The sequence below is a fragment of the Elizabethkingia miricola genome (assembly GCF_001675285.1).
Classification (GTDB): Bacteria; Bacteroidota; Bacteroidia; order Flavobacteriales; family Weeksellaceae; genus Elizabethkingia; species Elizabethkingia miricola.
This window is the reverse complement of the sequence record NZ_LSGQ01000014.1, coordinates 122645-142106: the sequence shown is the minus strand read 5'-3', so window position 1 is coordinate 142106 and position 19462 is coordinate 122645. Positions and strand designations below refer to the sequence as shown.

18 protein-coding genes are annotated in these 19462 nt (G+C 36.2%); 9 read left to right on the top strand and 9 right to left on the bottom strand.

The genetic code is table 11. The features are described from left to right. Positions 1–56 precede the first annotated feature (56 nt). From ATE49_RS10830 to ATE49_RS10815, 4 genes are all read right to left on the bottom strand, one after another. The gene (locus ATE49_RS10830) at positions 57–1295 is read right to left on the bottom strand and encodes a DUF1015 domain-containing protein (RefSeq protein WP_059344837.1); all 1239 of its coding nucleotides are present in this window, start codon (positions 1293–1295) and stop codon (positions 57–59) included. 9 nt (positions 1296–1304) lie between these two features. Beyond that, entirely contained in the window at positions 1305–2255 is a 951-nt protein-coding gene (locus tag ATE49_RS10825; RefSeq protein ID WP_065082179.1) for a D-2-hydroxyacid dehydrogenase, read from the bottom strand. Positions 2256–2323: 68 nt separating this feature from the next. Then, the gene (serC, locus tag ATE49_RS10820) at positions 2324–3382 is read right to left on the bottom strand and encodes a 3-phosphoserine/phosphohydroxythreonine transaminase (RefSeq protein ID WP_065082178.1); all 1059 of its coding nucleotides are present in this window, start codon (positions 3380–3382) and stop codon (positions 2324–2326) included. Between the two features lie 75 nt (positions 3383–3457). Continuing rightward, positions 3458–3808: a 4Fe-4S binding protein gene (locus ATE49_RS10815; protein ID WP_009088212.1), complete on the bottom strand. Its 351-nt coding sequence runs from the start codon at positions 3806–3808 to the stop codon at positions 3458–3460. Between the two features lie 53 nt (positions 3809–3861). Between ATE49_RS10815 and ATE49_RS10810 the strand changes: the two genes are divergently transcribed. The 4 genes from ATE49_RS10810 (at position 3862) to ATE49_RS10795 (ending at position 7170) form a co-directional block, all read left to right on the top strand. Further along, on the top strand, positions 3862–4896 hold the full coding sequence (locus ATE49_RS10810) for an acyl-CoA reductase (protein ID WP_065082177.1): 1035 nt from the start codon (positions 3862–3864) through the stop codon (positions 4894–4896). A gap of 140 nt (positions 4897–5036) precedes the next feature. Beyond that, entirely contained in the window at positions 5037–5936 is a 900-nt protein-coding gene (locus tag ATE49_RS10805; RefSeq protein ID WP_065082176.1) for a helix-turn-helix domain-containing protein, read from the top strand. Positions 5937–6003: 67 nt separating this feature from the next. Further along, on the top strand, positions 6004–6672 hold the full coding sequence (locus ATE49_RS10800) for a hypothetical protein (protein ID WP_065082175.1): 669 nt from the start codon (positions 6004–6006) through the stop codon (positions 6670–6672). A gap of 42 nt (positions 6673–6714) precedes the next feature. Further along, positions 6715–7170 carry a DoxX family protein gene (locus tag ATE49_RS10795; RefSeq protein ID WP_065082174.1) on the top strand — a complete coding sequence of 152 codons (456 nt, stop codon included), beginning with the start codon at positions 6715–6717 and terminating at the stop codon, positions 7168–7170. 236 nt (positions 7171–7406) lie between these two features. On the opposite strand, the gene ATE49_RS10790 is transcribed toward ATE49_RS10795, so the two are convergent. After that, on the bottom strand, positions 7407–7724 hold the full coding sequence (locus ATE49_RS10790; RefSeq protein ID WP_065082173.1) for a DUF4286 family protein: 318 nt from the start codon (positions 7722–7724) through the stop codon (positions 7407–7409). Between the two features lie 160 nt (positions 7725–7884). Between ATE49_RS10790 and gyrA the strand changes: the two genes are divergently transcribed. Further along, the gene (gene gyrA, locus ATE49_RS10785; protein ID WP_065082172.1) at positions 7885–10458 is read left to right on the top strand and encodes a DNA gyrase subunit A; all 2574 of its coding nucleotides are present in this window, start codon (positions 7885–7887) and stop codon (positions 10456–10458) included. Positions 10459–10476: 18 nt separating this feature from the next. Continuing rightward, positions 10477–11844, top strand: a complete 1368-nt coding sequence (locus ATE49_RS10780) for a tetratricopeptide repeat protein (RefSeq protein ID WP_065082171.1) — start codon at positions 10477–10479, stop codon at positions 11842–11844. Between the two features lie 98 nt (positions 11845–11942). Here ATE49_RS10780 and ATE49_RS10775 read toward each other — a convergent pair whose 3' ends face one another. After that, entirely contained in the window at positions 11943–12596 is a 654-nt protein-coding gene (locus ATE49_RS10775; protein ID WP_059344828.1) for a metal-dependent transcriptional regulator, read from the bottom strand. A gap of 170 nt (positions 12597–12766) precedes the next feature. Between ATE49_RS10775 and ATE49_RS10770 the strand changes: the two genes are divergently transcribed. Together ATE49_RS10770 and ATE49_RS10765 are read left to right on the top strand one after the other, a co-directional pair. Further along, positions 12767–16147: a polysaccharide deacetylase family protein gene (locus ATE49_RS10770; protein ID WP_065082170.1), complete on the top strand. Its 3381-nt coding sequence runs from the start codon at positions 12767–12769 to the stop codon at positions 16145–16147. A 6-nt stretch (positions 16148–16153) separates the two neighbouring features. Then, positions 16154–17188: a threonine aldolase family protein gene (locus ATE49_RS10765; RefSeq protein ID WP_065082191.1), complete on the top strand. Its 1035-nt coding sequence runs from the start codon at positions 16154–16156 to the stop codon at positions 17186–17188. A gap of 71 nt (positions 17189–17259) precedes the next feature. Here the strand turns inward: ATE49_RS10765 and ATE49_RS10760 are convergent, their stop codons facing one another. Further along, entirely contained in the window at positions 17260–17598 is a 339-nt protein-coding gene (locus tag ATE49_RS10760; RefSeq protein WP_065082169.1) for a hypothetical protein, read from the bottom strand. 124 nt (positions 17599–17722) lie between these two features. Between ATE49_RS10760 and ATE49_RS10755 the strand changes: the two genes are divergently transcribed. Next, the gene (locus ATE49_RS10755) at positions 17723–18283 is read left to right on the top strand and encodes a DNA-3-methyladenine glycosylase I (RefSeq protein ID WP_065082168.1); all 561 of its coding nucleotides are present in this window, start codon (positions 17723–17725) and stop codon (positions 18281–18283) included. Positions 18284–18387: 104 nt separating this feature from the next. On the opposite strand, the gene ATE49_RS10750 is transcribed toward ATE49_RS10755, so the two are convergent. Together ATE49_RS10750 and ATE49_RS20220 are read right to left on the bottom strand one after the other, a co-directional pair. After that, a complete protein-coding gene (locus tag ATE49_RS10750; protein ID WP_035591429.1) occupies positions 18388–18816 on the bottom strand; it encodes a CBS domain-containing protein in 429 nt (142 codons plus the stop codon). Positions 18817–19261: 445 nt separating this feature from the next. Beyond that, positions 19262–19432 (bottom strand): hypothetical protein, encoded by a 171-nt coding sequence (locus tag ATE49_RS20220; protein WP_155759301.1) that lies wholly within the window; start codon positions 19430–19432, stop codon positions 19262–19264. Positions 19433–19462 lie beyond the last annotated feature (30 nt).

Below are 19462 nucleotides of genomic sequence, written 5' to 3'. Positions count from 1 at the left end.
AATTCCTGTCAAGTTTTGAGTAAATCAAATTTAAGGAATTTTTGCAGGAAAAAATATTATTTCATGTCATACATTACCAATGCAGTAAGCAGTTTTGGTTCGATGTAAGTACATTTTGGCGGCATTTTTTGTTTAAGGTCCGATATTTTTACCAAATCCGAGAATGGTAAAGGGTGGATTGCAAACCCTACAGCGTACTCGCCATTGTCTACCAATTCCTTGATTTCTGCAATACCCTCTACTGTAGAGTTACCTTTGGAGAAACCTACTTTATCACTTAGTTTAGTCTCCATACCCAATACCTCCTTAATAACATTTCGTTCCAGGAAGTAATGATCAAGATCTTCCAAACCACCGGTTTTATTTCTAAGATCATGTTTGATATGCAGGCTGTAGAATTTACCGTCTACATACATACTCAGGTGATATTTCTGAGAAGGGTAATAAGGAACATCTCCTTTTTCGTGAATAACAAAGAACTTTTCTAAAGACTTCAGGAATTGCTCCGTAGATAAGCCATTTAGATCTTTAATAAGACGGTTATAATCGTGGATTTTAATAGATTGGTTGGAAACAATATAGCTGTAGACATAATTGAAGCCTTCCTGCCCGGTATGTTTTTTACCTTTATCCAGATGGTTTTTAGCATTTAGTGCTGCTGAACCAATTCTGTGGTGACCATCAGCAATGTAGAATGAATCGATTTGTTCGATTACTTCTTTATATTGCTGAAGCTTCAGGCGGTTATCTATTCTCCATAACTTATGGCGAACTCCATTTTTATCAGTAAAGTTAGCAACCGGAACGTTTTTCTCCTCCAGATTCATTAATACTTCTATCTTCGAATTGGAAGGGTAGGTAAGCAATACCGGTTCAGCCTGAATTTTTACTTTATCCAGGTAATGGGCAAACTTTTCTTTTCTCTGCGTTATGGTTGCTTCGTGTTTCTTTATTTTTCCGTTCCAGAAGTCATCCACAGACGTTAGCCCCAGAAGGCCACGGTAAACAGTTTTATCCGGCATTATCTGCTCGTAAAGATAAAATGCAGCGTTGTCCTGAGATAGTTTTTTATCCTGAAACAGCTCTTCAAAATTAGTTCTGACCTTTCGTAAGTTACGGTCTACATCTTTTGATTTGCTGCATACAAAAGGCTTTAGCATTTGGACATAAGAATCGTCCACGCCAGCTTTCAGATGTAGTTCTTCTTCTGTGAAGTTATCTATAGATGCTGTTGTAAATGTTTCAACCAAATCATGGTGAGGTCTTATGCCTCGAAAGGGTTTAAATAAAGGCATTTCTTTCTATTATAGTTTAAGTTTAATTAGTTGTTCTGCTAATTCCGTTCCAATTTTTTCCTGCGCATCAATTGTACTGCCTCCAATATGCGGGCTTAGTGATAAAGCAGGATTCATTAATAAAGGAAGTTCGGGATTAGGTTCGTTTTCAAAAACGTCCAGTGCGGCGCCAGCTATTTTTCCTTCTTCGATAAAGTCCAGTAGTGTAACTTCGTTAAGGACACCACCTCTGGCTGCGTTGACAATAAATACACCGTCTTTCATCTTGCTGAATTCCTCAGAATCCAGAATATAATGGAGTGTTTTCGCTGTATTGATACTGATAAAATCAGATTGTGTAATGACTTCATCAAGGGAAACAGAAGTTAAGCTGAAATTCACCTTTTGTCCATCGAAAAAGTCTAGTGCTACTTCTTCGGTCTTTGGAGTTCTGTTGTAACATAAAACTTTCATTCCCAGAGAAATTCCAATTTTAGCTACTTCCATTCCGATTTTACCCATACCAATTACTCCAAGAGTTTTTCCTTTTAGCTCGAACGCTTTGGCAAAGGATTTCTTAAGTTCATTGAATTTGGTTTCTCCCTCCAGCGGCATCAGTCTGTTTGACTCATGCAGGTTTCTTGCTAAAGAAAAGAAATGAGCAAAAACAAGTTCGGCAACAGAACGTAAAGAGGCAAGGGGAGTATTGAATACATAGATGTCTTTCTCTCTCGCATATTCCACATCAATATTGTCCATGCCAATACCTCCTCGTCCTACAATTCTTAGTGTAGGGCAGGCATCTATCAGTTCTTTTGTTACTTTGGTTGCAGATCTTACAAGAAGAACATCTACCTCGTTATCGTTGATAAACTGGGCAAGATGTCCGGATGAAACGCGATTATCCAGCAGGTTAATTCCTGCTTCTTTTAATGCTTTTTCCCCTGATTCCGAAATACCATCGTTAGCTAATACCTTCATATAAGATACAAATTTACAGATTTAAAAATTTGCAGATTTTTAAGTTCGTTAATTTTCAAATCAATTAATTAGCTAATAGACTTCATAACGTCTACTAATACCTGTACACTTTCGATTGGCAGCGCATTGTAAAGACTTGCGCGGTATCCGCCAAGACTTCTGTGTCCATTAAGACCACTAATACCTGCCGCTTTCCATGCAGTATCGAAAGCTTCTTTTTTAGATTCGTCAGTAAGTTTGAAGGAAACATTCATTAATGAACGATCCTCTTTTACAGAATATCCTTCGAATAAAGGGTTTCTGTCGATTTCATCATATAATAATTTAGCTTTCGCTTCATTGCGTACTTCAGCCGCTTCTATACCACCATGCTGCTCCAGATACTGAAGTGTAAGAAGTGAAGTGTAAACAGCAAATACAGGCGGTGTATTGTACATGCTTTCTTTATCAATATGCAGCTGATAGTTCAAGTAAGAAGGAATATCTCTTCCTGTTTTACCAAGAATATCTTTTTTTACAACAACTAATGTTGCTCCTGCAGGGCCCATATTTTTCTGAGCTCCGGCGTAAATTAAGTCGAATTGTGAGAAATCCAATACTCTGCTGAAAATATCAGAAGACATATCACAAACCATTAAAGTATCGGTTTTAGGAAACTCTTTCATCTGAGTTCCATAGATTGTATTGTTAGATGTACAATGGAAATAGTTGTATTCAGCTCCTACGGTATAACCTTTAGGAATAAATGAATAATTCTGATCTTTAGAAGAGCCAGCGATATCCACTGTACCTAGTTTTTTAGCTTCTTTAATAGCTCCTGCAGCCCATGTTCCGGTATCCAGATATGCAGCTTTACCATCTGTTTTCATAAGGTTGAAAGGAACCATTGCAAATTGAAGGCTTGCACCACCCTGAAGAAAGAGTACTTCATAATCGTCTCCAAGCTTCATTAATCTTTTTACAATAGCACGCGCTTCATCCATTACAGCAACAAACTCTTTGCTTCTGTGTGAGATTTCCAGAAGGGAAAGCCCCATTCCGTTAAAATCTAAAATAGCTTCTGAAGCTTTCTGAAAAACTTCCTGAGGCAGAATACAAGGACCGGCGCTAAAATTATGTTTCTTCATTACTAAATTTGGTGTTATATTGTTTTTATAAAGTCTTTATTGAAAAAAAACGCTCACAATTAGTGAGCGATATTTTTATTCTCCGTGTAAAAAAGCTTTTTTCTCAAGAAGCTCTTCTTCAGTTTCTACATGATCTTCATCTGGTACACAGCAGTCTACAGGACATACAGCAGCACATTGAGGCTCTTCATGGAAACCTTTACATTCAGTACATTTATCTGTTACAATGAAGTATACATCATCACTAACAGGTTCTTGTGGGGCATTAGCATCTATAGTCAGACCTGATGTCATCGTTACGGTTCCTTTTAGGTTGGTTCCGTCAGCGGCTTTCCAGTCTACAGCTCCTTCATATATCGCAGTGTTAGGGCATTCAGGCTCACAAGCTCCACAGTTAATACATTCATCCGTTATTTTAATGGCCATTGCTCTTTAATTTTTGTTAAATTTGCACAAAGATAAAAATTTTTCACCAGATTATGAATAAGGAAGCTAAAATTCGGGGGTTAGGAGGTTTAGGAAGTTTTTTGAAAGAGTTCTTAACAAAAAATAATAACGAATATACACCTCTGGAAGAGGAATTTCAGGGATTATTGTTAAGATCAGAAATTGAAAATCCATGGTTTACTCAGGATAGTCTGAGATATGCTTTGGAAAGTTTGGCAGAAGTTCTTAATGAAGCTGCAATCGGCAGCTGGACAGAGAAATACCCATTTTCAGGTACTTCAAAAAGAGTAGGGCTTATCTTAGCTGGTAACCTTCCATTAGTTGGATTTCACGATGTAATGTGTGTTGTATTATCCGGACATATTCCGGTGATAAAACTTTCTTCTAAAGATCGTTTACTCATTCCTTTTCTGATGAAAATATGGAATAATTCTACAGAAGGAGGAATTGAATATGAATTTGTAGAAAAGCTTGAAAATTTTGATGCTGTAATTGCTACAGGAAGCAATAATACAGCGAGATATTTGGAGTTCTATTTTAAAGATTATCTGAATATCATTCGTAAGAACCGTACGTCTGTAGCTGTTTTAAATGGAGATGAGACCGATGAAGAATTGCAGTTGCTAGCGGAAGATATTTTCCGTTATTTCGGATTAGGGTGCCGTAACGTTACAAGACTCTTTATTCCGGAGGGCTTTAAGCTTGAGCGCCTATTTGAAAATTTCCTGAATTTTAAAGATGTTATCAATCATAATAAATACGCAAATAACTATGATTATAACAGAGCTGTATATTTATTAAACCAGGAGCCTTTCTGGGATAATAATTTTGTAATGCTTCGTGAAGGTGAAGAATTATTTAGTCCGCTTTCGGTGATTAATTTTAGCAGGTATAAAAACCTTGATGATGTAAAAACTTTTATTAGCGAACATCAGGAGGAAATACAATGTATAGTTGCTAAAGATACATTAGGATTGGCATCAGTTTCTTTCGGTGAAGCTCAGAAACCAGGATTGGATGTTTATGCCGATAATGTAGATACAATGGCTTTTCTTAGTGTTGTATAAAAACATTAATTAAAAGTTTTAAAATATTTTCAGATTCCCTATCCGTTTATGGATGGGGAATTTTGTATTTAAGGACGTACAGGATGGTATGCTACAAAATAAATTTGTAGTTTAGTTCATCGTATAACTTGTGTTTGAGAATGCAGCGTATCCCTCAATATGAACCTAATAATTTTAAATCTATTCTTGATATAGAAAGAATAGAGATGAAGGATGTTTTCAACAGTTTCTTTATAGAGCCCCTTTCTGTATTAAACCGACGTAAGAAGGTTTCTTCACTGCCACACAGGAAGACAGTCAATGATTTTGTATTTGTAATTAAAGGAGAATTAGAGAAAATGGTATGCTCGGACTCTTTTGTTATTGGTGAAAGTATGTTTATGTTTTTACCTGTTTACAAAATAAGAACAATTGTTCGCAATTCTCAGAACATCCAGGGATTCTACTGTCACTTCTCTGAAGAATTTATTGCTGAAAGCGGAATTGCAGTGAAGCAGTTGAAAGAAATTTTCCATTACACAGAATTGACAGGTAATCTGTCCGTCCATTTGGATGAGGATTATAAATATAGGGTTGAGTGGATATTAGACCAACTTCTGAATTTTTATGACAAAGAAAATAATATTACCCTGCTTCGATCCTATTTTTCTACTTTAATAAGTGAACTTCATCATTTTATACAAAGTAAACCTCTTCCGGTATTTTCGCCCAAGGAAACACTTACACTGCGTTTTAGGAAGCTTATCACAAGCCATATTCAGGATATTCATACTACACAGGAATATGCTAAATTACTTAATGTATCTCCGAATCATCTGAATAAATGTGTGAAAAGTACTATGGGTAAGACTGCATCTGATCTCGTTAATGAAGCTTTGTTAATGGAAGCAAAAGCATTGTTGTCTATGTCACAATATTCTGTTGCAGAAGTAGCTTTTACTTTGGGTTTCGAAGATGCATCTTATTTTTCGCGTTTCTTTAAAAAGCATGCAGTTCAAAGTCCTACTGAATACAGGCAAATGATTGAATTGTCCTATTAATTGATTTTTCTGTTCTGGTTATGCATAGTTCAGGAACGGAACTTTGCAGGATAATAATTAACCGGAAATGAAAGCATTAAAACGAAATACTATCGGGATTCTCTTCTTATCCTACTTTATGTCCTTTGCTCAGGAGGAAAAGAATGAAAAGATCCAAAATCCGCCTGTAACGATAGAAATTCTCACTGGAGATGCAGGACTGGCTTCTCAGATGATTATCAATAAATCTTTTCAATCGGTTCCCCGATTAGGATTTTTTAGTGTTACAAATATTTCCTCAAAATGGAACGAAACGTCCTCAAAAGATGCCATGAGTCAGGCGAATATCACTTTTGAAATCGTAAAAGGGTTGCGTTTGTTTGGTGGTATGCATTATACGCCAACAACAGGGTTACGGCCTACTACGGCTTTAATGTATACATTGAATTATAAATCTCTTTTACTGAGTGTAGGTCCACGAATTGATCTGTCGAAGAATAGCAACGCAGAGGGTTTTGTAATGGCAGAATACAAGCCGGAAATTAATGAGAACTGGAAAATATATTCCAGAGTTCAGGGATTGTACGCACAAAATTTAAATTCCGGAGAGCATGCCAGAAGCTATCTTATGCTACGATTGGGGCTTAGTTATAAGGAGATCCGTTTCGGATTTGGAGCGAATTGGGATGCGTATGGTCCGGAAAAGCAGAGTAAACAAAACTATGGTGTTTTTATGGCTGCCAGTCTGTTTAATTAAGCTCTAGGTCGTTAATTCTCGAATAAAAATATATTTAGAAACATGAAAGAAAAATTATTAAAAACATCAGATTCATTAACTGGTTTGGTTTTAAGACTTAGTTTAGGTGTGGTTTTTATTCCACATGGTCTGCAAAAAACTTTTGGATTGTTTGGTGGAATGGGGCTTTCCGATACTTTGCATCTTTTCACAGGAAAAATGGGACTTCCCTGGATTGTTGCATTGCTTGTTATTCTGATTGAGTTTTTGGGTTCTCTGTGCTTTCTTATTGGTTTTGCAACGCGCTTTTGGGCTGTGGCATTTACCGGATTAATGCTTGGAATTATGATGACATCACACCTGGAAAACGGTTTTTTTATGAATTGGTTTGGAAATCAAAAAGGAGAGGGATGTCAGTTCGATCTATTGGCAATAGGAATTTCTGTTGCACTGTTTATAGAAGGAAGCGGAAGATTTTCTATTGATCAACTTCTGTTGAAAAATATTTTAAAGGATTAGGGACTATTTAAATTTTATAGTTAATATACTCTTCAATAGGTTCGTCAAGCTCACTATAGACTTAGGTCAGAATGACATTGTTCATCCAAAACATCTTCCTTTCAGAGGTGTCAGACTGAGCCTGTCGAAGTCTAACATCATTTTGCATCAAAATTTAAACAGACTCCAAAGAAAATAAATTTTAGAATAAACTTAAAAGCGCCAGAGATTATGATCTTCTCTGGCGCTTTTGTTATTTATAATCTTTTGGTAATCGGATTCAGTTCCGTAATGAAAATCATTACCTGTTCCTGAGAGAATTTGTTGTGAATAATCTCGCTTAAATTCTGCATTTCATTTAACAGGAATCCGCTCCTGATTTCATGATCATCGAAGATTAGTAATAGATTATAATTTTTACCTTCCTGGATATAATCACTGTCCACTTCTGAGAAAATAAACTTTTCTACATCATACAGATTTTCTACTAATGCCGGAAATTCCTTCTCCAGAAAATCATACCACTGCGGCTGTATTGTACTTTCAACATGAAAGGTAACGCTAAGAACACTCATTTTTAAGAAATTTTATGATTTTTAAAATTAAATATGCTTCATTTCAGGGGCAATATTAGGTAAAAAAAACGTAAATTAGCCCGTTGTTTAAATCCTGAACTTCAGGAGTGTGAAAATCAGTTTTTTGTATGATTTTCCCGATTTATTTTAAATATAAAGAATGAATACAGAAGGAGAAAAGCTAATTCCTATCAACATTGTTGATGAAATGAAATCCTCTTACATCGATTATTCGATGTCGGTTATCGTGTCCAGAGCGTTACCGGACGTAAGAGATGGTCTGAAACCTGTACACAGAAGAGTACTTTACGGTATGTACGGTTTAGGCGTTTTTTCTAACAGAAAATACTTAAAGTCTGCCAGAATTGTTGGAGATGTATTAGGTAAGTACCACCCGCATGGTGATAGCTCGGTTTACGATGCTATGGTGCGTATGGCACAGCCATGGTCTCTGCGCTATCCATTGGTAGACGGGCAGGGTAACTACGGTTCTATGGACGGTGACCCGCCTGCAGCAATGCGTTATACCGAAGCAAGACTTAAAAAGATTTCAGATGAGATACTTTCTGATCTGGATAAGGAAACAGTTGACTTTCAGAATAACTTCGACGACTCTTTACAGGAACCAAAAGTGCTTCCTACAAGAGTGCCAGCTCTTCTAGTGAACGGTACTTCCGGTATTGCAGTAGGTATGGCTACCAATATGGCACCACACAACCTTACAGAATCTATAAACGCAATCTGCGCTTATATTGATGATAAAGAGATAACGATAGATGACCTGATGCAGCATATTATTGCACCAGACTTCCCAACTGGTGGGATTATCTATGGTTACGATGGTGTAAGAGATGCTTTCCATACGGGAAGAGGAAGAATTGTTCTTCGTGCAAAAGTAAGCTTTGAGCAAATCGGTAACCGTGATGCAATTATTGTATCTGAAATTCCTTACCAGGTAAACAAAGCTGAAATGATTGCCAGAACTGCGGAACTGGTAAAAGAAGATAAAATTCCGGGAATCTATGAGATTCGTGATGAATCCGACAGAAAAGGTCTTCGTATTGTATACGAACTGAAAATGGATGCTATCCCGAACGTTGTACTAAACCTTCTTTACAAATATACATCGCTTCAGACTTCTTTCAGTGTTAACAATATTGCATTGGTGGCAGGACGTCCTCAACAGTTGAATCTGAAGGAAATTATTCACCATTTCGTAGAGCACCGTCATGAGGTTATTATCCGCAGAACGGAGTACGAACTGAAGAAAGCAAAAGAAAGAGCACATATCCTTGAAGGTTTCATGAAGGTTATCGGAACTCAGGATGCTTTAGATAAAGCTATTTCAATTATCCGTCATTCTGCAAATCCTCAGGAGGCAAAAACTGGTTTAATTGAAGAGTTTGAACTTTCTGATATTCAAGCGCAAGCAATACTTGATCTAAGGTTGGCGAGACTAACCGGAATGGAGCTGGATAAGATCCGTGAAGAATATGAAGAGATCATGAACTTAATCAAGCGTTTGGAAGATATTCTTGCAACTCCGGCTTTACAATATGAGATCATTAAAAATGAATTAATTGAGATCAGAGATAAATACGGTGACGAAAGAAGAACCGAGATAGACTATGCTGGTGGAGAAATGAATATTGAAGATTTCATCCCGAATGAGCAAGTTGTTCTTACTATTTCTCACGCTGGTTATATTAAGAGAACACCGGTAAACGAATATAAAGTTCAGTCCAGAGGTGGTGTTGGTAATCGTGGTGCAACTACCAGAGATGCTGACTTCCTTGAATATATTGTAGCAGCTACAAACCACCAGTATATGTTATTCTTTACTGAAAAAGGTAAATGTTACTGGTTAAGAGTATTCGAAATTCCGGAAGGATCTAAAACGGCTAAGGGAAGAGCGATTCAGAACCTTATCAATATAGAACCGGATGATAAGATTAAGGCTTATCTAAGAACGGATGATCTTAAAAATACTGAATATGTAGAGAAAATGAGTGTTGTGATGATTACCAAAAACGGAACTATCAAGAAAACTTCATTAGAAGCATATTCCAGACCTCGTGTAAATGGTATTAATGCAATTGAAATTCGTGAAGACGACCAATTACTAGGAGCGAGATTAACAGACGGAACATCCGAAATTATGATTGCTACTAAGAATGGTAAGTGTATCCGTTTCCCTGAAGAAAAAGTAAGATCAGTAGGTCGTACTTCTATCGGTGTGAAAGGTATCACTATGGAAGACAACGATGAAGTAATCGGAATGATTGCGATTAGTGATAAAGAGAACGAAACTGTATTGGTTGTTTCTGAAAACGGATATGGTAAGCGTACAGCTGTAGAAGACTACAGAATTACTAACAGAGGTGGTAAAGGTGTTATTACATTAAATATTACTGATAAGACAGGACAATTAATTGCAATAAATAACGTTACTAATGAACATGACCTTATGATTATTAACAAATCCGGGGTTGCTATCAGAATGAGCGTTGAAGAAATGCGTGTAATGGGTAGGAATACTCAGGGTGTTCGTCTAATCAACCTTAAAGGTAATGATGCGATTGCTGCGATTGCTAAAATCGAAGTAGATAAATCTGTGGAGGACGAAGAAGAATTGGAAGAAGGTGATGAGAACACTGTTATCCCAAATGCTTCGGATGATGCCGCTACCGGAGAATTATTTAAGGAAGACGGAACAGAAAATATTGAAGAATAAAAGTTTAATAATAGAAATATGAAAAAAATCCTTTTGAGTGCAGCATTAGTATCAGTTTCACTGGCTTTTGCACAGAAAAAAGAAATTCAGAACGCTGTAAAAGCAGCAGACGGAGGTAATGCTTCAGAAGCTTTGTCTCAGATTTCGGCTGCAGATAGTGCTTTACAGGGAAAAATGTATTTGTTGGAGCCTTCTGTACAAGAGCAATACTACTATGCAAAAGGTATAGCTTTAATAAAGTCTGGCAAAACATCTGAAGGTGCAGCAGTTTTAGCTAAAATTTCTGATCTTAAGACAAATAAAATATTTGCTGGTAAAGATAACAATAAAAATAAAGTTTATTTCGTAGGTAAAGCAGAAGCTGATAAAGATGGAGCTGGACTACAGTTGAAAGAAGAAACTTATTCTCCTACATTAGCAGGAAACGTTGGTGCCGCTGTAAACCCTTTGTTACAAAAAGTAAGTGGTGAAGCACAGAAAGAATACGATGCTAAAAACTATCCGGTTGCAGCTGAAAAATTCCTTCAGGTAAACGATCTACTAAAGGCAGCAGGCCAGCCTGATGATATTTACAAATATTATGCAGCAATCAGCTATGCTTTAGGAAACAAGAAATCAGAATCTATTGCTCTTTACCAAGACCTTATCAATTCAGGATATACAGGTATCAAAACAACTTACTCAGCACTTAACAAGAAAACTAATCAGAGAGAAAATCTGGATAAGTCTTCTTTTGAATTAGTGAAAAAATCTCCTGATTATGGTGATTTTAAAACTGAAACATCTAAAAGTGTTGAAGAAGAATTATATGAAACAGCTGTAGCTTTAATGTTAGATGATAATAAGAATACTGAAGCAGTAGCTCTTATTGAAAAAGGTCTTGCTAAGTTCCCGAACAATGCTAAGATGAATGATCTTAAATTGTCGGCTTATTCAAGAACTGGTGATAGCTCTAAGCTTGAACAAACAATTAAAGAAGCTGTTGCTAAGAATCCAGGTGATAAATTAAACTGGTCTAACCTTGGTGTTATCCAGTCTAACAATCCTGCAACTGTAGCAGATGCTGAAGCTTCATTCAAAAAAGCTTTAGAAATTGATCCTAACTATGTACCTGCATTACAAGGATTAGTATTCAACCTTTACTTAAACGGTAAAGCTGATGCTAAAATTGTAGATGCTTATAATGTTGCAAGAAAAGCTGGTAAAATTGATGAAGCAAACAAGATCATTGCTGAAAGAAAAGTAAGATTCTCCAAAGCTCTACCTTATTTAGAGAAACTAAATACTTTAACGCCTAACGAAGCGGATGTTGTAGATACTCTTAGAACTGTTTATAACAGCTTAGGTAAGCAAGACAAAGCTAAAGAACTAAAAGGAGGTAAATAAGCCAATCTTTAAGTTATAAAATAAAAAAACTCCCGAAAGGGAGTTTTTTATTTTGAGAAAAACCTTGTTAAGGTTCATTTAAAAATAGAGAATATTTTTTACTGCTTTTTAACCAGTATTTTTTCCAAAACAACCTGACTGAAACTTTCTTCCTGATCGTCGTACTTTACGCGCTTACTGCCATCGAAAGGTTCATTTTCCAGAATTGTGATATAAGTGCCCAAAGGCAATTTTTTGTTATTCAGGAATCGTAAAAAATCATCCGAAGAAGCTGTTAATCCTACAAATTCTACAGATTCACCAATCTTACATTCACTAAGTTTGAAATAATTGTTTTTAATAATGTTTCCTTCCTTATCGGGAATAGGAGAACCATGAGGATCTGTTTTTGGAAAGTTCAGAATTTCATCGATTTTATCAAAGAAAACAGGTGACTGGATATGTTCAATTTCTTCTGCAATATCGTGTACTTCTTCCCATCCGAATCCCATTTTCTCTACCAGAAACATTTCTGTAAGACGGTGTTTTCTAACAATTAAAGCAGCTTTCCGCCTTCCTTGTTCAGTGAGAATAAGTGGTTTATAACTTTCATAGATGACCCAGCCTTCCGTTGAAAATTTCTTCATCATACTATTTACACTGGGCATACGTATCCCCAGATTATCGCTAAGGTCTTTTACCGATATTTCATTTTCGCTATTGGCTAAATGGAATAAGGCTTTCAGGTAATTTTCTTTAGTCAGAGAATTCATACCCCAAATTTAAACCAAAAAAATAATTAGACCAATTCTGCCGGTCACAGACTTTGCTTTAATCTATTTTTAAGCAGTGTTAATTATGTAACAATTTTCCGTGTATTATAAAAAATGGTATAATATTTATTTATTCGTGAAGTATCTTTGTAACACTACTTATTAATTAAATGCAAATTTTTCAGACCAACAGTCCTACACGATGGAAACGGTTCAAATGGGCTTCCCGTATTCTCGTGTTTATCTTAATCCTTTCAGGGATTATATTGTTTATCGCTTTTAGAAAAGCCTTTATCCCCAGTATTCCGAATCTGAATACGTCTGGTAAAATCTCTCAGGATGTACTTTTGAGTAAAACAACTGCGAATGAAAGTAAAAGTATTCGTAAATATCAGGGATTTAGAGAATATATTAAAAAGCACCAGAAAAAGGGACTAAAAGTTCATAGTTCTAAACTAAAAGCAGCAACCATAGATTATAATATGGCTGCACCTATTCGTGCTGCATATTATGTTGCATGGGATGCACAATCTTATTTTTCTCTCAGAAGAAGTATTAATAAAATAAATATGATTATCCCGGAGTGGTTTTTTGTTCATCCGGACGGAAAGCTGCAGTTGGATATAGACAAACGAGGCTTTAACCTTATAAAGGCATCTAAGGTTAAGGTTTTACCAATGCTTTCGAATAATTATAAAGGTAATTTTGATCCAAGAGGAATTCATATTATTCTGACTGATCAGAAGAAACAGGATCAGTTTATTAAAGATCTTTTACATTATGTAAAAGTCAATGATTTTAGCGGTATAAATATAGACCTGGAAAATTTATCAGAGCCTACAAATGAGCCTTTGATTAATTTTCAGAAAAATTTATATAATGCATTTCATAAAGAAGGCCTGCTGGTAACTCAGGATGTAATGCCATTTAATGAAGATTATAATTATGATCAGCTTAACCGCTACAACGATTATATTTTTCTGATGGCTTATGATGAATTTAGTAATGATACCAAACCTGGTCCGGTTTCCAGTCAGAAATGGATAGAAGCAGCAGTAGACCAGGTGGCTAAAAATATTCCTTCCGAAAAAATTGTATTAGGACTGGCTGGCTACGGTTACGACTGGAAGGCCGGAGCTAAAGCTGCAACAGATGTTACTTATCAGGAAGCTTTGTCCACAGCTCGGGAAACAAACTCAAAAGTTGTATTCGATAAGGATACATATAACCTGCGTTATGATTATAAAGACCAGCAAGGGAGTTTACACCATGTAGAGTTTACCGATGCTGTAACCAATTTCAATACACTAAGATTTGCAGCCGAGTATGGGCTTGGAGGAACAGCGTTATGGAGATTGGGAAGTGAAGATAACAGATTGTGGAGCTTTTATAAAAGAGATGTCAGTAAAAAGGCAATGCAGGATTTCGATTTTAATAAACTTCAGCATGTTGCCAGTAGCTCGGATGTAGATTATATGGGAGAAGGTGAAATCCTAGATGTTGCTTCCCGCCCGGATACAGGACTTATAAGACCAGTTGTAGATAAAGAACATATGCTGATCACAGATGAGCAGTATGTAAAGCTACCATCCATGTTTGTGGTAAAAAAATGGGGTAAGCCGAAAGATAATGAAAAGGTAATGGTTCTTACTTTCGACGATGGACCGGATCCCGAATATACACCGAAGATTTTGGATATCCTGTCTAAGTATAAAGTTCCGGCAACGTTCTTTGTATTGGGTATCCAGGCGGAACAGAATATACCTTTGGTAAAACGTATTTACCGTGAAGGACATGAAATAGGGAATCATACTTTTACACACCCGAATATGGCGGAGGTAAGCCCTCAGCGGAGTAAAATGGAAATGGATGCCACCCGTTTGCTGATAGAAAGTATTACCGGGCATAGTACAATTTTGTTCCGGGCACCTTTCAATGCAGATAGTGAACCCGAAACACTGCAGGAAATAATTCCTGTGGCAGACAGTAGAGAGCGTAACTATCTTACTGTAGGGGAAAGTATAGACCCGGAAGACTGGCAGGCAGGAGAAATAAAAGGTTTTAATGCGGATACTATTGTAAACAGAGTCATCAGAAGCCAGGGGAACGGTAATATTATTTTGTTACATGATGCCGGTGGCCCAAGAGAAGCTACAATACAGGCTTTACCAAGAATAATAGAATATTTTCAGAAAAAAGGCTATAAATTTACTACAGTAGCCAACCTTCTTGGGATGAAGAAAGATCAGGTAATGCCACCAGTGCCAAAAACCAAAGGTTATTATATCTTCCAGGTTACGAGCGCTATTGCTATAGGCGGATATTATCTGGGATATCTTTTCTTTGCCATGTTTATTGTTTTCATGGTGTTGGGTGCTCTTCGTTTTATATGGCTGATGGTATATTCTTACAGATCATATCAAAAGGAAAAGCATCAGGAAAAAATTACATTAACAGAGTTCCCGCAGGTCGATATTATAGTTCCTGCATACAATGAGGAAGTCAATATTGTGAAATCTCTTAAAAACCTGTTGAAATGTGATTATCCTAATTTCCATATTATTTTTATTGATGACGGAAGTAAAGACGAAACTTTCAGTAAAGCATTTGAAGCCTTTAACGGGCATGCCAATATCACGTTGTTGAGCAAAGCAAACGGAGGTAAAGCTTCTGCACTTAATTATGGTATCGACCGTTCGACATCGGACTATGTAGTATGTATTGATGCAGACACTCAGCTGATGCCTAATGCAGTACGTCTGATGATGGAAAATATGTACCGTAATGCCGATAAAAATGTTGGTGCTGTCGCGGGTAATGTGAAAGTTGGAAATGAAATCAATCTAATTACTCAATGGCAATCTACAGAATATATAGGCAGTCAGAATTTTGACAGAAGAGCATTCGAAGCATTCAATGCAATTACTGTAGTTCCGGGCGCAATAGGATTGTTTAAAAAGCAGGCTATTGAAGAAGTTGGTGGATTCAGTACCGATACACTGGCTGAAGATTGTGATCTTACAATAAAGATTTTGCGTAAAGGCTATTTTGTAAGTAACGAAACGGAAGCTATTGCCTATACCGAAGCTCCGGAAAAGCTGAAACAATTTATGAAACAACGTTTCCGTTGGACATTCGGGGTATTACAAACCTTCTGGAAGAACAAAGATGCTTTCTTTAATCCGAAGTTTAAAGGCTTAGGAATGATAGCTTTACCAGATATGTTAGTTTTCAAATATATTATACCTTTCTTTTCTCCTTTGGCAGATCTGTTGATGGTGATAGGATTATTCACAGGAAGTGCAGAAAAAATAGGGATTTATTACTTATTATTCCTTATTATTGATGCCCTGGCTTTAGGCTTTGCCCTTGTTATGGAGAAAGCAAGCTTTATGAAGATTATATGGCTGATTCCACAGCGTATTATTTATCGTTGGTTAATGCTTATTGTACTATTCAAATCACTGAGAAAAGCACTAAAAGGAGAGCTGCAAAGCTGGGGAGTATTAAAAAGAACAGGTAACGTAAAAGATATTACTGAAACGGTATAGATGATAATGAACAGATTTAGTTTTAAAAATGATTATGCAGAAGGATGTCATGCAAATATTCTGAAAGCATTGGTTGAGACGAACAGGGAACAGCAAATTGGTTATGGTGGCGATCAGTATTCGGCCATGGCAATAGATATGATTAAAGAACGGTTTAACAGTCCGGAAGCAGATGTTTATTTTGTTTCCGGAGGTACACAGGCAAATCTTCTTACTATTTCTTCAATACTAAGGCCATATCAGTCTGTTATCTCTGCAGAGTCGGGACATATATTTACCAACGAAGCAGGAGCTATAGAGGCTACAGGACACAAAGTTCATGCAGCACGGTCTGAAGATGGAAAACTTTCCCCGGAAGCTTGTAGAGAAGTTCTGGATACGGTAACCAATCAGCCACATGTTGTAAAGCCTAAAATGTTGTATATTTCGAATACGACAGAATTAGGAACGCATTATACTCGTGAAGAGCTGGAAGCTTTGTCTGGATTTTGTAAAGAGAATAATCTATATTTATTTGTAGACGGAGCTCGTCTTGGTCATGCGCTGACTGTAGAAGGTACTGATGTAACTCCGGAAGATATAGCACGCCTGGCGGATGTGTTTTATCTGGGCGGAACCAAAAACGGAGCGTTGATAGGAGAAGCTATTGTTATTGTAAATCCGGAATTGAAGGAAGACTTTGGATTTCATGTAAAACAGAAGGGAGCTTTATTGGCTAAAGGAAGACTGATCGGTATTCAGTTTATGGAGCTGATGAAGGATAATCTTTATTTTGACCTTGCAAGATCCGCTAATCAGAAAGCAATGAAAATAAAAGCTGCATTTGAAGCTTATTATTGTGGTTTCCTTACGGATTCATACAGCAATCAGTTATTTCCGATTATTCCAAATTCCTGGATTGAAAAGCTTTCTGAAGAGTTTGACTTTTATGTCTGGAAGAAAATAGACGAAGAAAAATCAGCAATAAGGCTTATAACTTCATGGGCAACACCGGAAGCAGAAGTTGATAGTTTTATAGCATCATTAAAGCGTTTAGCATAAAAAAATGGCCTCAAGATATTGAGGCCATTTCTCCGTAAAATTATAATTAAAAATGATTGGCAGTTTAGGGCCTATTTTCCTTTTATATTGTCTTGGATGTCATTGGCTGCATCCTTTGTTTTGTCCCAAGCATCATCTGCAAAGTTTTTAGTGCTTTCCCATGCATTTTCTGCGGCGTCTTTGGTATCTTCCCAAGCGTCTGATACCTGTTGCTTCAGATGGGCAAAGAAACCTTCCTTCGTTGGTTCTTCATTTTCATTCTTTTTCTGGTCGATGTAGCTTTTTACTTTATCCGATAAATTGCCAATAGCATCCTGTGTTTGTTTTGTGAAATCTTTCAGATTGTTTTCGGCATCATTTACAAATTGTTTTGCTTTGTCCAGACTCTCATTTTGTTCATTAGTACTCATTGTTCGTGAATTTTGGGGTTAATGCTTACTATACTTTCAATAAGCATTCCGAAAGGATGTTAGCGAACGTTAAAACTTTCCTAATGATATACTAAATGTTTATTTTTGGGTAAATAAATTTAATATGGAAAAAACAAGATGTGCATGGTGCGGAACAGATGAGCTGTACCAGAAATATCATGATGAAGAATGGGGGCGGCTGGCAACGGATGATGCTACTATGTTCGAGTTTATGATACTTGAGAGCTTTCAGGCAGGATTGAGCTGGATTACCATTCTCCGTAAGAGAGAAAGCTTTAGAATAGCATTTGACAATTTTGACTATAAGAAGATTGCTAAGTATGATGAGAAAAAAATTGATGAATTACTTCAGGATACAGGAATTGTAAGAAACAGGCTCAAGGTATTAGCAGCTATAAGCAATGCAAAACTATTTATGGAACTTCAGAAAGAATTCGGAAGTTTCTATAACTATATCTCGACTTATACCAATGGAGAAAGAATTATAAATACCTGGAAACATCATACAGAAGCACCTGCTACAACACCTTTATCGGATGCTATAAGTAAAGATTTGAAAAAAAGAGGATTCAAATTTTTGGGGTCAACAGTAATTTATTCTCATTTGCAGGCAACCGGGGTTGTAGATGATCATATAGAAAGCTGCTTTGTAAGGAATAATTAAAAGAAACTATTATAAATAATAAGAGGCTGCCCTGAACGATTAAAGGTATTTTGATATGACTCAATATTATATTTTGGGACAGCCTCTTAGTTACTATACTTGTATTAATACTGCTCTAATAAGTAATTTAATATATCAGTGGTAGTTACAATTCCTTTTATTTCATCATGATCCACTACAGGAATTGAATGGAAGCTTTGCTGGGCTAAAATTTCAACCACCTCTTTAATTGTAGTTTCTGCACTTACGGTCAAAGGAGCTTTGGTCATAATCTGCGGAATGCTAAACATATCGTACACAACTGTGGAAACAGAATTGTCTTCTGCTTCATCGGAGTCATCCACATCAGCATAACTTATCTTTAATAAATCTGAATAACTGAGCATGCCTAATAATTTTAGGTTTTCAACAACGGGAATATGTCTGATATTATTCTTTTTGAATAGTTTTTCAGCTTCATATAACGATTGTTTCGGATTAAGAGTGATAAGCTCTTTGGACATAATTTGGGATACGGGAACTCTTTGTTTCATAATTATTTCTTTAATTTAATTTCGATAAATTGACAGATAATAAAGGGCCCTTTTATTAATCCTTCTTAAAGATAGCCTGAAAAACAGGCATTACAAAAAAACTACTTATGATATATTTCAGAAATATATATCACTATGTTTCTTTAGTTATTTTCAGTTTGACGATGTAACTTAGTAGAAGCAATACGATAGTTCACGAATATATTTTTCGTATTGAGAGAATCCTGGTCCTGATGTCAATAAGATATCAGGGCCGTTTTGTTGAGAACAAAATTCCGGAAAGTTTATTTAAAAAATAAGCTTTATGTTAAGCAGTTAGAAGCCTTTTAAAAAGCTGTTGATAAAAATATGAGAATACTGTATTGTACTTATGACAAGATAGAGAATGATGAGAGTGAAAAAGAGCTTAAAAAACTGATTGAATTTTGTTGAAGTATTCATCTTATTATTCTGTTTTTGAATCTTTTCTTTCATTAAAAAGTAAAAATACAGTTCCTAAAATTCCGATTGCTGCTGTCGCAATTACAATGCTATCGAATGTAAAATCATATTTTATAAATCTTCCGATAGAAAATCCGAGGAATATTATTGGCAGTATTCTGATAAAAGTTTTCATATTCAGTATTTTGTGTGATTCTAAGATAAT